The sequence below is a fragment of the Paraburkholderia fungorum genome, from assembly GCF_902833645.1.
In the GTDB taxonomy this organism is placed as follows: Bacteria; Pseudomonadota; Gammaproteobacteria; order Burkholderiales; family Burkholderiaceae; genus Paraburkholderia; species Paraburkholderia fungorum.
In genome coordinates this window covers 39,487-54,622 of the sequence record NZ_CADFGE010000007.1, presented here as the reverse complement: position 1 = coordinate 54,622, position 15,136 = coordinate 39,487, and the positions used below count along the sequence as shown (strand labels likewise).

The window sequence follows — 15,136 nt, the reverse complement described above, 5'->3', positions numbered from 1 at the left end:
GCTCACGTCATGACGGTCACGCTTGCCGCTTGCCCTGACCGGCTTCACCAGCTTACGCAGGGTATGTGAATCACCCCGCCCCAAGCCTTCCAGCGAATCACCAGCAATCCCCCCAGTTTCACTGAAATTTCCGCAACAAAAGCAGACATGGCTGATCACCAGCCATATTAAGCTCGCATGCGCTAATTAATAGCTCAATCAAGAAAAATACCATCGGCGTGACCAATCGCCAAAGGTGGAGACCGGCTCGATCAGCGCACCCGCGTGCGCGACTGCAGCCAACAGAAAAACAGGGGCCATCCTTCTTCCTGCGGTACGAAGGACATTACCAATAATGAAAAAAAGATTTGATAAAAGCCGGCCGGTTTTGCGGCAAGCGCAACTCGATCACACCACGACATCAAGGGCGAAAAAATTAAGAGCGGCGTTGCTGGGTGCAACGTACCTGTCGTTATCACTCGCGCTAACGGCATGCGGTGGACGCAACGATGTCGATTCCGCCGATCAGACCATTCCCTCCGCGACCAACAACGCGGCTACAACCGCCGATGATTCGCGCCTGCCTTCGCGAACCGCCATGATCAACACAAGCGGCATGGAAGCCGGTGCGTCGAATGACCGCTTCATCGTCAAGTATCGCGACGGCACTTCTGAGCGCACGTCGCCGGAGACGGTCCAGCCGCTGCTCAACGCTCACGGCAAGCGCTTCGGGATGAAAGCGCGGCATCTGCGGCGCCTCGGCGTCGGTGCGGACCTTATCGCGTCGGATCGCAAATTGACCGCTGTCGAAGCCACCGCATTCATGCGCGACCTTGCGTCGAATCCCGACGTGGAATATGTCGAGGCCGACGTGCCGATGCACACGACCATGACACCCAATGACCCCGACTATGCTCCGCGCCAATGGGCGCTTCAGCAGCGCGGAAACATGAGCAATTGGCCCGCGGGTATTCGGCCTGAGCAGGCATGGGACATCAGCAACGGCTCGGGCGTGGTGATTGCCATGCTCGATAACGGTGTGACACCGCACAGCGATCTCGATGCCAACATCCTGCCGGGTTATGACTTTACGGCAAGCAATCGCGGCGGCAACGGTTCGAATCCCGGTCTCGCGGAGGGAACTTGCGGCGTCACATGGCATGGCACCCACGTCGCCGGCATCCTCGCCGCGTTGACCAACAACGGCAAGGGCATGGCCGGCACGGCATGGGGTGCGAAGGTCGTACCGGTTCGGGTCCTGAACGGCTGCGGGAGCGGTTTGATGTCGGACGTGGCCGACGGCATCACGTGGGCGGCCGGAGGGACCGTTTCTGGCGTCCCGGCGAATCCGTTTCCTGCCAGGGTCCTCAATCTCAGTCTCGGCGGCAATGGGAATTGCAGCATCACTTATCAGCAGGCAATCGATGACGCAACGGGCAGAGGCGCCTCGGTCGTGGTCGCGGCCGGCAACGACAATCTGAACGCGGGCTTCTATCAACCCGGCAATTGCCAGGGCGTCATCGTCGCATCGAGCCTCATGCCGGACGGCACGCGCGGCAACTCCGCGAACTACGGGCCCGTTGTGGACCTCGCCGCCCCCGGCGAAAACATCTGGTCCACCTGGGCCGGCGGCGGCCGCACACCGACTTCGGAGTCGTACACCTTCCTGAGCGGAACTTCGATGGCCGCTCCGTTCGTTTCCGGCGTGATTGCGCTCGCCCAGGCGGCCGCGCCGAAGCCGCTGACACCGCCCGAGGTCCGCAGTCTGCTCATGCAGAACGCCCGAGCTTTCGTTCCTGGGTCCCAGGCATTCCCATTGGGCGCGGGAATGCTCGACGCCGCCGCAACGGTCGAAGCAGCCAGATCCGGCAAGATACCGGCGGCGGCGGATTTCCGTTGCGTACAGAAGAAAAGCAATGTCATGCAGTTGGACTGCCAGGATCTTTCCACCAGTCGGGGCGGCCCCACCCTCGTGTCGCGAACCTGGAAGCTCGGCGACAATCCTGAGGTTACGGTGACGGACGCTCGTCATTGGGACAATCTGAATATCGAATACGCCGGCAACTACGATATGTCGTTAAAGGTCACCGATAGTAGCGGCGCAACAAGCAAGGTCGTACGCAGACTGACGGTTTATGCGCCGCCCGTCCAGACGTTGCGACCCGATCAGGCCATCAGGTTCTCGGCCAACAGCTACGAGGTGTCGTTTTATTCGATTACGGTTCCGGCCGGCGCGAAGAGCCTGACGACCGCGATGTCCGGCGGAGCCGGCACGGCGATCATGAGGGTGCGGCGCGATACGCCGTCCATGCTCAACCCTATCTGTGAAGGCACGATTGTCAGCGGACGAGCCCAGAATTGCGTGATTAGCAATCCGCAACCCGGAACGTACTACATTGCCTTGAGCGCTTTCACTAACGTGCAAGATGTCTCGATGGTGGCCAGCCTCGCCAACTAATCACACGAACGTGAAACCGGCGCCCTTGCGCGAACACAGGTGCAAGGGCGCTGCATCCACTCCCTGTTGGCAGACAGCACCTCTTATGAACAACAGCATCCCGTCAGTCAATCGCCCGGCCGCCCCGGCGAGCATTGACGCATGCATGGCGCGCGCGGACGCTCACTTCCGCGCGCGCCGCCTGCCTGAAGCAATCTACGAGTATGAACAGATCCTCAAACGGCAACCACGCCATTTGCAAGCGCTGCATCATGCCGGCATAGCCTCTTTCGAAAACGGACAGCTCGACGAGGCCAGCAAATTCTTCGACCGCGCCTTGCATGTGGCTCCGCAGCGCGCCGACTTATGGGAACAACGTGGCTTGCTTGCCGCGTTGACTGGCAACCCGATTGCGGCCGAAGCCTTCTTCCATCGCGCGCTGGCTTTCGCGGACAGAAGCGCCACCATCTACGCGAATCTCGCGGACTGCCTGCGTTCGTCTAAACGCCTCGACGAAGCCATGACGTATTACGCGAAGTCGCTGGAGATCGAACCCGGCTCGCATCACGCCTTGCGCTCGCTCGCGGCAATCAGCCAACAGTCAGGACGTCACGACAACGCCGCAACTTACTGGTTACGCGCGTGGGCCATCGATCCAACCCGCGCGGCAGACGGCGCCGAGCTCATACAAGCACTAGGCAAGGCGGGGCGTGCCGATCTCATCGGCACCGTTGTCTCGCAGATGCGCGAGTACTTTGCTGACAACGCCACCGCACTCAAGGAACTCTCATTCGCTCTGAATTGCGTTGATCGAGCTGAAGACGCACTCGCTGTGGCAAACCAAGGTCTTCGCCTGGATCCGGCGAATGCCTGGCTGCATCACAATGCAACTTTCGCGCTCAGCATGCTCGGTGATTTTCAGCAGATGCGAACCCACTCGATCGAAGCGGCGCGGCTCATGCCCGACAACGCGACCATGCAATACAACCTGGCCACCACGCTGCTGCGTTTCGGCGATTTCGAAGAGGGGTGGAAACGATACAAGTGGCTGGACAAGCTCGCAGAAAACGAGGACGCGGCGGTCCCGGGTGTCCCTTTGTGGAAAGGGGAAAGTGTCGCCGGATGCGACTTCCTGCTGGTTGGCGAGCAAGGTCTGGGAGACGAATTGCAGTTTCTGCGATGCGCGGATTGGCTTCATCGACGAGGCGCAACCGTCGACGTCTGGATTCACGGCCCGCTTGCGGAAATTGCAGCCTGCGCCGCGGGTGTGCGCGATGTCTACGTAACGAGGCCATCCGCACATTACAACTACTGGTGCCGCATGCTGCGGATGCCGGAGTACATGCATCTGAGCATGTCGATGCTTCCCGTCGCGATGCCTTATCTCAGCGGCACGAAACACAAGCGACAGCAGTGGCAAACCCGCATCGATGCGATTTCGCCAAAGCGGCATCCCGCGCAACTGCGTGTCGGCGTGGTGTGGGCCGGCAGTCCCACGCATGGCCTCGATCGTTACCGGTCCATTTCGCTGGACTTGCTGAAGCCGCTTTTTTCCGTTCCGGACGTGATCTGGCATTCGCTGCAAAAGGGCGCGCATGAGCGGCAGAGCGAATCCCTGGCCCTCGAATTTGAGTTGCGGACGCTCGGGCCGCAAATCAACGACTTCACCGACACGCTCGCGATACTCGAAACGCTCGACTTGCTGATTACGGTGGACACATCCGTGGCGCATCTCGCCGGAGCGGCAGGCCTGCCTGTATGGATGCTCATTCCCACATGTGCGGACTGGCGGTGGTTGATAGACCGGACCGACAGCCCCTGGTATCCGTCAATGCGATTGTTTCGCCAGCGCACGCCGGGCGATTGGACCAGCGTGGTCGAGACCGTGCGGCAGGCATTGCAACGCCGCGCGTGCCCATGCGAAGTCGAGACCTCATAACGGCGCGGCTTTGACGCTCAATCGCCGCAAAGCCATTCGCGCACCAGATTGGGGATCGACAATGCCCCGCCGGTGTGCGCAGACTCGATAATTGCCCCGCCCGCGCCTATCGCACCGGCATGGCACATACCTTGCGTCGGGATTCCCCACGATGCTGCCGCACCCTGACGGCAGCCGACCGCTTTCACCACCACCGCTCACCTGACATGACTCGACCGATTCTTCGTCCCGCGCGTCGCGCCTGGCTCGCCGCACTGCTGCTCTCGCCCGTCCTCGCCATTCATGCGCCCATCGCTCAGGCGGATACGCTCGACAATATCGCCAAGGCAGGCGTGCTGAAAGTCGCTGTGCCGGAAGACTACCCGCCGTTCGGTTCGGTCGGCCCGGATATGAAGCCGCAAGGCTATGACATCGATACCGCCGCGCTGCTGGCGAAGTCGATGAACGTGAAGCTCGAACTCGTGCCGGTCAACAGCGCGAACCGCATTCCTTATCTGCAAACGGGCAAGGTCGATCTGGTGATTTCGTCGCTCGGCAAAACGCCTGAGCGCGACAAGGTCATCGATTTTTCGACCGCCTATGCGCCTTACTACCAGGGCGTGTTCGGTCCCGCTGACATCAAGGTCACCGGTCCCGCCGACCTCACCGGCAAAACGGTCGGCGCCACCCGCGGCGCGCTCGAGGAAATCGGTCTCACGCAAATGGCGCCGAATGCGACCATCAAGCGCTTCGAAGATAACAACGCGACCATCGCCGCCTTCCTCTCGGGGCAGGTGCAATTGATCGCCGCCGGCAATATCGTCGCCGCGGCGATTCTCGCGAAAAATCCGCCGCGGCGCCCGGAGCCGAAGTTCGTCATCAAGAATTCACCGTGCTTTGTCGGCATGAACAAGAACGAGCCGCGCCTGCAACAGAAGGTCAATGCGGCAATCGCGCAAGCGAAGCAGGACGGCACGCTCAATGCCATGTCGAAGAAGTGGTTCGGCGCGCCGCTGCCGGCCGATCTGTAAGCGCGTCGTTAGCCAAAGTTGATACCGTAGCTGGCTTATCCGGCATTGCAATCGTCGTGGCTTCATCCCGTGCGCAGCATGCGATCGCAGCCATGGCGCGCAGCGCCTATCATTGTCGCAGCCGGCCCAGCTCGGGACCGGCGCAACCCACCGCACACATTCAATGAAGCTGACACCTCGCGAGAAGGACAAGCTGCTGATCTTCACCGCCGCGCTACTCGCCGAACGGCGCCGCGCCCGCGGCCTCAAACTGAATTATCCAGAGGCGGTCGCGTTCATCACCGCCGCGCTGATGGAAGCGGCCCGTGACGGCAAAACGGTCGCCGAGGTCATGCACTACGGCACCACGCTGCTGACGCGCGCCGATGTGATGGAAGGCGTGGCTGAAATGATCCCCGATATCCAGGTCGAAGCCACCTTCCCCGACGGCACCAAGCTCGTCACCGTTCACCATCCGATCCCGTAACCCGTACCTCCGTACCCCGTAAAGGCAGCCTCATGATTCCCGGCGAACTCCTCATCGACGACGGCGAACACGAACTCAACGCGGGCCGCGCGACCGTCACGGTGGTCGTGTCGAATACCGGCGACCGGCCGGTGCAGATCGGCTCGCACTATCACTTCTACGAAGTGAACGAAGCGCTCTCCTTCGATCGCGAAACGGCACGCGGCTTCCGCCTGAACATCGCGGCAGGCACCGCCGTGCGCTTCGAGCCCGGACAGGAGCGCACCGTCGAACTGGTCGAACTGGCGGGCGAGCGCATCGTTTACGGCTTCAACGGCAAGATCATGGGCAAGCTCTGATGCCTCTTCAGGCACCTGCTCTGGCCACCTTGCTCATCTCCGGACCCACACCATGACATTACGCATTGGCCGCCGCGCATACGCGGAAATGTTCGGCCCCACGACCGGCGACCGCGTGCGCCTCGCCGATACCGAGCTGCTGATCGAAGTCGAACGCGACTTCACGACCTATGGCGAAGAAGTGAAATTCGGCGGCGGCAAAGTGATTCGCGACGGCATGGGCCAGTCGCAACGCGTGCATGCCGAGGTAGTCGACACGGTCGTGACGAATGCGGTGATTCTCGATCACTGGGGCATCGTCAAGGCCGACATCGGCATCAAGAACGGCCGCATCGCCGCAATCGGCAAAGCGGGCAACCCCGATATCCAGCCGAACGTGACGATCGCGATCGGCGCGTCCACCGAGGTGATCGCTGGCGAAGGTTTGATCGTGACGGCGGGCGGCATCGATACACACATTCACTTCATCAGTCCGCAGCAGATCGAAGAGGCGCTCGCGAGCGGCGTGACGACGATGCTCGGCGGCGGCACGGGTCCGGCTACGGGCACGAACGCGACAACCTGCACGCCGGGTCCGTGGCATCTCGAACGCATGTTGCAGGCAGCCGATGGCTATCCGATGAATCTCGGCTTTCTCGGCAAGGGCAATGTGAGCCAGCCGCAACCGGCGCTGGAGCAGATCGCCGCCGGCGCGATCGGTTTGAAGCTGCACGAAGACTGGGGCACGACGCCTGCCGCGATCGACAACTGTCTGTCCGTCGCCGACGACACCGACACGCAGGTTGCGATCCACACCGATACGCTAAACGAAGCAGGTTTCGTGGAAGCGACCGTGGCCGCGTTCAAGGGCCGCACGATTCACACGTATCACACCGAAGGCGCGGGCGGCGGCCATGCGCCGGACATCATCAAGGTGTGTGGCGAAGCGAACGTGCTGCCCTCGTCCACCAATCCGACGCGCCCGTATACCGTCAACACGCTCGAAGAACATCTCGACATGCTGATGGTGTGCCACCATCTGGATCCGTCGATTGCGGAAGATATCGCGTTTGCCGAGTCGCGCATTCGTCGCGAGACCATTGCTGCCGAAGACATCCTGCATGACCTCGGCGCGTTGTCGATGCTGTCGTCGGATTCGCAGGCGATGGGGCGCGTGGGCGAAGTGATCATCCGTACGTGGCAAACCGCGCACAAGATGAAAGTGCAACGCGGCGCGCTGCCTGAAGACAACGCGCGCCACGACAATTTCCGCGCGAAGCGTTACGTCGCCAAGTACACGATCAACCCGGCCATCACGCACGGCATCTCGCACGAGGTCGGCTCGATCGAGCCGGGCAAGTGGGCCGATCTGGTGTTCTGGGAGCCCGCGTTTTTCGGCATCAAACCGTCGCTGATCCTGAAGGGCGGCATGATCGCAATGGCGCAGATGGGCGACCCGAACGCATCGATCCCGACGCCGCAACCGGTCCACTATCGCGAGATGTTCGCCACGCGTGGCGGTGCACTGGGCCGCACTTCCCTGACCTTCGTTTCGCAGATGGCAGCGGATGCGGGCGTGGGCGAACGTTATGGCCTGAACAAGCGTATCGTTGCCGTAAAGAACTGCCGCAACATCACGAAGGCCGACATGATTCACAACGCGTGGCGCCCGTCGATCAGCGTCGATCCGGAAACGTATCAGGTGATCGCCGATGGTCAGTTGCTGACTTGCGAGCCCGCCACGGTGCTGCCGATGGCACAACGCTACTTCCTGTTCTAAGCATGCGCACTCTCGACAAACTGATCGCGCCGCATCTGAAACTGGCACCTGTGCTGGTGAAACGCGCGCCGACCTTGACGCTCACCTTCGACGACCGTCGTAAGAGCCGTCTTGCGGCCACACTCGATAACGGCGAAGAAGTCGCGCTGCTGCTGCCACGCGGCACGGTGCTGCGCGACGGCGATGTGCTGGTCGCTGACGACGGCGCTCTGGTGCGTATCGTCGCCGCGCCCGAAGCGGTGCTGGTCGCGCGCGCGAAAGATGTGTTGACGCTGACGCGCGCCGCGTATCACCTCGGCAATCGCCATACGCCCGTTGAAGTCGGCGCGGATTATCTGAAGCTCGAATACGATCCGGTGCTCGCCGATATGCTGAAGCGCATCGGCGCAAGCGTGGACCAGGTGTCGATGCCGTTCCAGCCGGAATCGGGCGCGTATGGCGGCGGTCACAAGCATGGCCACGACGAAACCTTCGCGGAAGACTATGCGCTCGCGCAGCAGGTGTTCGGCGAACATCATGGCCATGAGCACTCGCACGATCATGATCAAGCGCACGGCCACTCGCATGAGCACGGTCACGAGCACGGCCATGACCATAGCCACGACGATCACGTCCACGACGAATCGTGCGGCCACGGGCATCATCATCACCATGCGCATCGCTGAACTCACGGCGCTGTTGCATCTGGCCTCGCCGGCGCTGCCGATCGGCGCGTTCAGCTACTCGCAGGGTCTGGAAGCCGCGATCGAAGCGCAACTCATCACCGACGCCGATTCGGCACGCGACTGGATCGCGAGCGGCTTGACCGACGTACTCGCGCGCGGCGAGCTCCCGTTCCTCGCGCATCAGATGGAACGCTGGCGCGCCCACGACGCCGACGGCCTGAGAGAAGCCAACAGCGAATTCCTGGCGAGCCGCGAGTCCGCCGAGCTCAGGCGTGAAACGGAACAGATGGGTTGGTCGCTGCGGCAGTTGTGCGTGTCGCTGGAATGGGGCGATGCCGAACGGCGCGCTACGCTGGCGTCGCTCAAGCCTCTCGCCCAGCCCACGGCTTTCGCCTTCGCCGCGTTCGCCCACGACGCAGCGCCGGACGCCGCACTTGCCGCCTACGCCTTCAGTTGGGTGGAAAACCAGGCGGCCGCCGCACTGAAAGCGGTGCCGCTCGGCCAACTCGCGGGGCAACGCATCATCGTCGCGTTACGTGAGCCGATCGACGCCGCCGTCACGCGCGCATTGGCCACCTCACCCGACAACATCAACACCTTCGCGCCGCAACTGGGCATTCTGTCGGCGCGTCACGAGTCGCAGTATTCGCGGCTTTTTCGCTCATAAAACGATCCATCATGAACGCACCTCATCACGCCGCTCACTCATCCGTTCGCACGAAGAAACTGCCGCCGCTGCGCGTCGGCGTCGGCGGACCGGTCGGCTCGGGCAAGACCACTCTGCTCGAAATGCTCTGCAAGGCGATGCGCGAGCAGTACGACCTCGTCGCGATCACCAACGACATCTATACGAAAGAAGATCAGCGTCTATTGACCGTGGCGGGCGCATTGCCGGCGGAACGGATCATGGGCGTGGAAACGGGCGGTTGCCCGCATACGGCGATTCGTGAAGATGCCTCGATCAATCTCGAAGCGGTCGACCGGATGCTGACGCGTTTTCCCGACGCGGACATCGTGTTCATCGAATCGGGCGGCGACAATCTCGCGGCGACGTTTAGCCCGGAATTGTCGGACCTGACGATCTACGTGATCGACGTGGCCGGTGGCGAGAAGATTCCGCGCAAAGGCGGCCCGGGCATCACGAAGTCGGATCTGCTGATCATCAACAAGACCGATCTCGCGCCGATGGTCGGCGCGAATCTGGAGGTGATGGCCTCGGACGCGAAGAAAATGCGCGGCGAGCGCCCCTTCGTGATGTGCAATCTGAAGGCGCTCGACGGACTGGATGTGGTGGTGAAGTTTATCGAGAAGAAGGGCTTATTGAAGGCCTAAAAAGGCGCATTCGCGCCTCCCGTCATTCCGGCAACAACGCCATCAACACATCGACTGTGCGCGCGGTCGCGCCACGGTGACGCGCGGCAAACGCCGAAGCCGCGCCGCCCATCGCCAGCCTTCGCGCCTTGTCGCCGAACAGTTCGCGCAGCGCCCGCGCCAGATCGGCCGGATCTTGCACCTGCACCGCCGCACCCGCGGCGACGGCATCCGCCGTGGCTTGCGTGAAGTTGAACACGTGTGGCCCAATCAGCACCGGCACCCCGACCGCACAGGCCTCAATCAGATTCTGCCCGCCGAGCGGCAGCAAACTCCCACCGATAAACGCCAGATCAGAGGCGGCATAGTAGGCGCCCAACTCGCCCATCGAATCGCCAAGCAGCACGTTCACGTCTGAAGGCAAAGCAGGCGCGCCGCCGCTGGCGGTCGCGGCCGCCGATGCCACGGTTGCCGCGGGCGCCCACGTCGAACGCCGCTCAAGTCGCAGACCGGCCTTTTCGACCAACCCCGCCACTTCGTTGAACCGTTGCGGATGACGCGGCACCAGGATCAGCAATGCATTGTCGATGCCCAACGCGGCGAACGCCTGCAGCACCAGTTCCTCTTCGCCTTCACGCGTACTCGCCGCGACCCACACGGGCCGCGTGCCGATCGCCGCACGCCATGCATGGCCACGCGCCGCCAGTTCCGGCGGCGTACTCATATCGAACTTCAGATTGCCCAGCACCGCGACGTTACGGGCACCGAGCGCGGTGAGCCGCTCCGCATCCGCCGGGCTCTGCGCAAGCACGCGCGCAAAGCCGCCGAACACGTCTTTGGTCGCATGGCCGAACCTGGCCGCGCGCTTGTACGAGCGCGCCGACATCCGCGCATTGGTCAGCACGAGCGGCACATCCGCGCGACGGCATTGGTCGATCAGCGTGGGCCACACTTCGGTTTCCATCACCAGCCCAAGCGACGGCCGCCACGTCCGCAAAAATCGCTGCACCGCATGCGGCATGTCATACGGCAGATAGCTGCGCAACACGCGGTCGCCGAAAATCTGCTCGCCGGTGGCGCGGCCACTCGGCGTCATATGGGTCAGAAGAATTCGTGCGTCGGGACGCGCCTTGAGCAACGCGTCGATCAGCGGCTGCGCGGCGCGCGTCTCGCCCACCGACACCGCATGTACCCAGATCAGCGGCGCATTGTCTTCCGGCAACCGGCCGCGCGCATAGCCGAAACGCTCGGCGATATGCTCGCGATAGCCACGCTCCTTACGCGAACGAATCAGCAGGCGCAGCACGGCAAGCGGCGCGACGATCCACCAGAGCGCGTTATAAATCGCCCTCAGCATCGGCACTCCGCACGCGCAAGCGCGAATCCGACTGCAAGTGCGAGTCTCAAAGTACGAGCGACAACGACAGCGGCGCTCAAACCAGCGCCCTGCCCTTCAGGCGCTCGAGAATGCCGAGCGGCGCGCATTCCGGCTGCGCCATTGCCTTGACCGGCAGGAAGAAGGTCTGCTCCAGCATGAACTGCCCGGACATCACGGCATGCGAAGTGTGGTCGGAGAAACATACCCACACGCTACCCGGCGGAAACGGCATGGTCTCCTGCGGGCTCGACTTCTGATAGTCGAGATCGGCCTTCATGCTGTCGTGCAGATTGAGCATCAGGTGGTCATATTCGCTACGCGGCGATTTGGTGACGTGCAGCAGATTCAGCAGCCACGCCGAACCCGGCATTTGCGGCTTGATGCGCGGCAGAAAGCGTTTGGCCATGTCCTCGAACGGCTCGCCGACACGCCATACGCGCGGCTCACCATGCGGATTGACGTTGGTGAACACGCGCAGAATGCGCTCACCGTAATTCGGCCGCGACGGAAATGCGTCAACGTGCAAGCGGCTATCGTCCTTACGCCATGAGGTCTCACGCCCTTGCACCTGATGCAGCCGCAAGCTCGTTGGCGCGACGCGCAACTTGCCGTTGTATTCCGGGAACAGCCCGTCGACGAGCGTGCGCGCATTGGACTGATAACGCGCGATCAATGCGCGCACCGCGGATTGCGTGACTGCGTCACCGGCCACGCCGTGCAAGGCGCCGCCATTCGGCTCGAGACTGATGTTCTTGCGGCTCGGATCGGCCAGTGCGGGATCGAGCAAGGCCTGTTCGCCGCCTTCAATGGCAAAGCGCAAATTCGGGAAGTACAGCACTTTGCCGCGTTCCACGCCGGCCAGCAGCGTCTCGCGCGGCACGGACAGGTTGCGCCCGTGCCAGTCTGCGTTCGCTACTTCGATGATCTGGGTTTCGTTCATGGTCGCCCTTGAAAACGGATGCCGCGTAAGGCGAAGCACGCCGCGTTACAGCCTTACAGCAGGCCGAAACCGGCCAGCGCGGACTTGACTTCCTGCAGCGTGGGCGGCTTGCCGGCCGTGCCGAGGTTAACGACGTTCGGCGACCAGTAACCGCCGGTACGCCACGCGGTGGCGAAATTGTACAACTCGACCGTCGGCCGCTTCAGCGCCGCCGCGATGTGCACTAGACCTGTGTCAACGCCGACTGTCGCGGCGGCGCCTTCGATCAGCCCGACCACGGCCGGCAGCGACAGCCTGGGCGGAACAATAGCCGCACCGCCGAATTCCTTCGCCAGACGCTCGCTGGTGGCGCGCTCTTCCTCGCTGCCCCACGGCAGCACGATTGACGCACCGCGCCGCACCAGAGACTGGCCCAGTTCGATCCACGCGGTGTCGGGCCACTGCTTGTCGGCGCGCGAGGTGGCATGCACGAACACCACATAAGGCACCGGCAGGTTCAGATTCGCCTCCGACAAAGCCAGCGCCGCGCGCCCGGTGTCGATGCCGAAATCGATGTCGTCGGTGGGCTGCGGCCGCGGGTCGTCCAGCGCCGCGGCCACCAGTTGACGGGTCCGCTCGACCACATGGGTACGCGGCTCGATCGGCACGCGCTTGTCGTAGAAGAAGCGCACCGGCCATTCGAAGCCCGCGCCGTCGGTGCGGTTGGCAAGGCCGACCAGCGGTCCGCGCGCCATGCTCGCGACCCACGCGGTCTTGATGAGCCCCTGGCAGTCGATCACGAGATCGTAATTCTCAGCCGCGAGCGCGCGGCGAAACGCACCGATCTCACGCCAGTTGTCGACCGAGAGAATGCGTTTGCGCCAGCGTCGCAGCGACACGGGAATCGCCCGCCGCACGCCGCTGACGAGCTCCACGAGCCCCACGAAGCTTTCTTCGACGAGCCAGTCGATCTGCGCCTCGGGATGGCGGCGTCGAATATCGGCGATCACCGGCATGTTGTGAACGACGTCGCCCAATGACGACACCCTCACGATTAGTATCTTTTGCACGCTCAAGTGTGGGAAAACCGGCTATCCGGCCCGAAAAATCGGTGAAAGGACCGCAATTCTATCGCGACAGAGCTAAATGGCATGAAAAAACGCGGCGCGGTAAGTGAAACCCGCGCCGCGTTCGACAGCGGCCGCGATTCACGAAGAACCGCGCCGCCGCTGAAGCTCTTAAAACGGCAGCTTCGCGTCCGGCTTCTCAGCCATGATCACGCGGCGGAAGTCTTCCTGGATACGCCTGAGCGCTTCATCGCTATCCGCTTCGAAACGCATCACCACCACCGGCGTGGTGTTCGACGAACGCGCGAGGCCAAAGCCGTCCGGATACTCGACACGCAGGCCGTCGATCTTCACGACGTCGTCCGCGCCGGTGAACGTGGCGTTTTGCTGCAACCGCGCGATCAGCTCGAAGTTTTCGCCTTCCTCGAGCTTCAACTGCAATTCCGGCGTGGAATTCGAGTTCGGCAGCGAGTTCAGCAGCTTGCTCGGGTCGGCCACCCGCGTGAGGATTTCCAGCAGACGCGCGCCCGTGTACAGGCCGTCGTCAAATCCGTACCAGCGGTCCTTGAAGAACACGTGGCCGCTCATTTCGCCGGCCAGCGGCGCGCCGGTTTCGCGCAGCTTGGCCTTCACCAGCGAGTGCCCGGTCTTCCACATCAGCGGTTCACCGCCCTTGTCCTTGACCCATTTCGCAAGATTGCGCGTGCACTTCACGTCGTAAATGATCTGCGCACCCTTGTTGCGCGACAGCACTTCTTCAGCGAACAGCATCAGCTGACGGTCCGGGTAAATGATCTGGCCGTCTTTGGTGACAACGCCGAGGCGGTCGCCGTCGCCGTCGAACGCGAAACCGATTTCAGCGTCCGTTTCCTTCAGCGCGCGGATCACGTCCTGCAGGTTCTCGGGGTGAGCCGGGTCCGGGTGATGGTTCGGGAAGTTGCCGTCGATCTCGGTGAACAGTTCGACCAGTTCGCAGCCGAGCTTCTTGAAGAGCTTCGGCGCGAGGCCGCCGGCCACGCCGTTGCCGGTGTCGACCACGATCTTGATCGGGCGGGCGAGCTTGATGTCGCTCGTGATGCGATCCAGATAGGCGTCGGCGATGTCGTACTCGGTATACGTGCCGCTACCGTCAGAAAAGTTCTCGTCGACGATACGCTGATGCAGCGCGAGGATCTGCTCGCCGTAAATGGCCGCGCCGCGCAGAACCATTTTGAAGCCGTTGTAGTCGGGCGGATTGTGGCTGCCCGTCACGACGATGCACGAATCGACACGGCGCTCGCCACCGTCGAGTTGCAACGGCACGCTGGCCGCGAAGTAGCCGACCGGCGTCGGCACCATGCCGACGTTGACCACGTCGACACCGGCCGCACGCAGGCCGTCCGACAGCGCCTGAACCAGCTCGGGGCCCGAGAGCCGCCCGTCACGCGCGACCACCACGGCGTCGCCGCCTTGCGCCCGCACTTCGCTGCCGAACGCACGGCCGATCGAACGCGCTGCGTCAGCGTCCAGCGTCTTGCCGATTACGCCGCGAATGTCATACGCCTTGAAAATGGATTTGGAGATCATGTTGGCTCACTTGCGTGCAATGGAAAATTTTGACCGGCACATCGCCGAGGGATCGGTAAAACTACCTGTGAAACCGAACGATGCGCGCTGGCCGGAAGCGATCCGGTTCCAACTTATAATTGCGCCTTTCGGACATGCCCTAATAGACACTCATTCTAATGCTTAGACGCCCTGCTTTTGCAATGTTGCCGCGACTGCCGGCCAGGTTGCCTGTTACATATCGTGCCTTGGCGCACGTTGGGTCTCCGGCACGAGACGGGCAACCGGTGCAATGCGCGCAACCGCATGGGCGAGTGTCCACC

13 protein-coding genes are annotated in these 15,136 nt (G+C 62.6%); 9 read left to right on the top strand and 4 right to left on the bottom strand.

The features are described 5' to 3' along the window. The first annotated feature begins 334 nt into the window (after positions 1–334). The 9 genes from HWX91_RS21545 (at position 335) to ureG (ending at position 9,925) form a co-directional block, all read left to right on the top strand. Positions 335–2,437 (top strand): S8 family serine peptidase, encoded by a 2,103-nt coding sequence (locus HWX91_RS21545; RefSeq protein ID WP_081833225.1) that lies wholly within the window; start codon positions 335–337, stop codon positions 2,435–2,437. Positions 2,438–2,522: 85 nt separating this feature from the next. Further along, positions 2,523–4,355, top strand: a complete 1,833-nt coding sequence (locus HWX91_RS21540) for a tetratricopeptide repeat protein (RefSeq protein WP_063627896.1) — start codon at positions 2,523–2,525, stop codon at positions 4,353–4,355. A gap of 206 nt (positions 4,356–4,561) precedes the next feature. Beyond that, positions 4,562–5,365: a transporter substrate-binding domain-containing protein gene (locus HWX91_RS21535; protein WP_028199811.1), complete on the top strand. Its 804-nt coding sequence runs from the start codon at positions 4,562–4,564 to the stop codon at positions 5,363–5,365. A gap of 163 nt (positions 5,366–5,528) precedes the next feature. Next, positions 5,529–5,831: an urease subunit gamma gene (gene ureA / locus HWX91_RS21530; protein WP_028199812.1), complete on the top strand. Its 303-nt coding sequence runs from the start codon at positions 5,529–5,531 to the stop codon at positions 5,829–5,831. Between the two features lie 32 nt (positions 5,832–5,863). Then, positions 5,864–6,169 carry an urease subunit beta gene (locus HWX91_RS21525; RefSeq protein ID WP_028199813.1) on the top strand — a complete coding sequence of 102 codons (306 nt, stop codon included), beginning with the start codon at positions 5,864–5,866 and terminating at the stop codon, positions 6,167–6,169. 52 nt (positions 6,170–6,221) lie between these two features. After that, complete coding sequence (ureC, locus tag HWX91_RS21520) at positions 6,222–7,928, top strand: urease subunit alpha (protein WP_028199814.1); 1,707 nt, start codon at positions 6,222–6,224, stop codon at positions 7,926–7,928. 2 nt (positions 7,929–7,930) lie between these two features. After that, positions 7,931–8,593 carry an urease accessory protein UreE gene (gene ureE / locus HWX91_RS21515; protein ID WP_028199815.1) on the top strand — a complete coding sequence of 221 codons (663 nt, stop codon included), beginning with the start codon at positions 7,931–7,933 and terminating at the stop codon, positions 8,591–8,593. Beyond that, a complete protein-coding gene (locus HWX91_RS21510; protein WP_028199816.1) occupies positions 8,580–9,260 on the top strand; it encodes an urease accessory protein UreF in 681 nt (226 codons plus the stop codon). Before ureE ends, HWX91_RS21510 begins: the two co-directional genes overlap by 14 nt. Positions 9,261–9,271: 11 nt before the next feature. Further along, positions 9,272–9,925 carry an urease accessory protein UreG gene (gene ureG / locus HWX91_RS21505; protein WP_028199817.1) on the top strand — a complete coding sequence of 218 codons (654 nt, stop codon included), beginning with the start codon at positions 9,272–9,274 and terminating at the stop codon, positions 9,923–9,925. A 22-nt stretch (positions 9,926–9,947) separates the two neighbouring features. Here the strand turns inward: ureG and waaA are convergent, their stop codons facing one another. The 4 genes from waaA to HWX91_RS21485 form a co-directional block, all read right to left on the bottom strand. Continuing rightward, complete coding sequence (gene waaA, locus HWX91_RS21500; RefSeq protein ID WP_028199818.1) at positions 9,948–11,261, bottom strand: lipid IV(A) 3-deoxy-D-manno-octulosonic acid transferase; 1,314 nt, start codon at positions 11,259–11,261, stop codon at positions 9,948–9,950. A 76-nt stretch (positions 11,262–11,337) separates the two neighbouring features. Then, positions 11,338–12,222 carry a Kdo hydroxylase KdoO gene (gene kdoO / locus HWX91_RS21495; protein WP_028199819.1) on the bottom strand — a complete coding sequence of 295 codons (885 nt, stop codon included), beginning with the start codon at positions 12,220–12,222 and terminating at the stop codon, positions 11,338–11,340. A gap of 53 nt (positions 12,223–12,275) precedes the next feature. After that, the gene (gene waaC / locus HWX91_RS21490; RefSeq protein WP_028199820.1) at positions 12,276–13,277 is read right to left on the bottom strand and encodes a lipopolysaccharide heptosyltransferase I; all 1,002 of its coding nucleotides are present in this window, start codon (positions 13,275–13,277) and stop codon (positions 12,276–12,278) included. A 162-nt stretch (positions 13,278–13,439) separates the two neighbouring features. Beyond that, the gene (locus tag HWX91_RS21485) at positions 13,440–14,834 is read right to left on the bottom strand and encodes a phosphomannomutase/phosphoglucomutase (RefSeq protein ID WP_028199821.1); all 1,395 of its coding nucleotides are present in this window, start codon (positions 14,832–14,834) and stop codon (positions 13,440–13,442) included. Positions 14,835–15,136 lie beyond the last annotated feature (302 nt).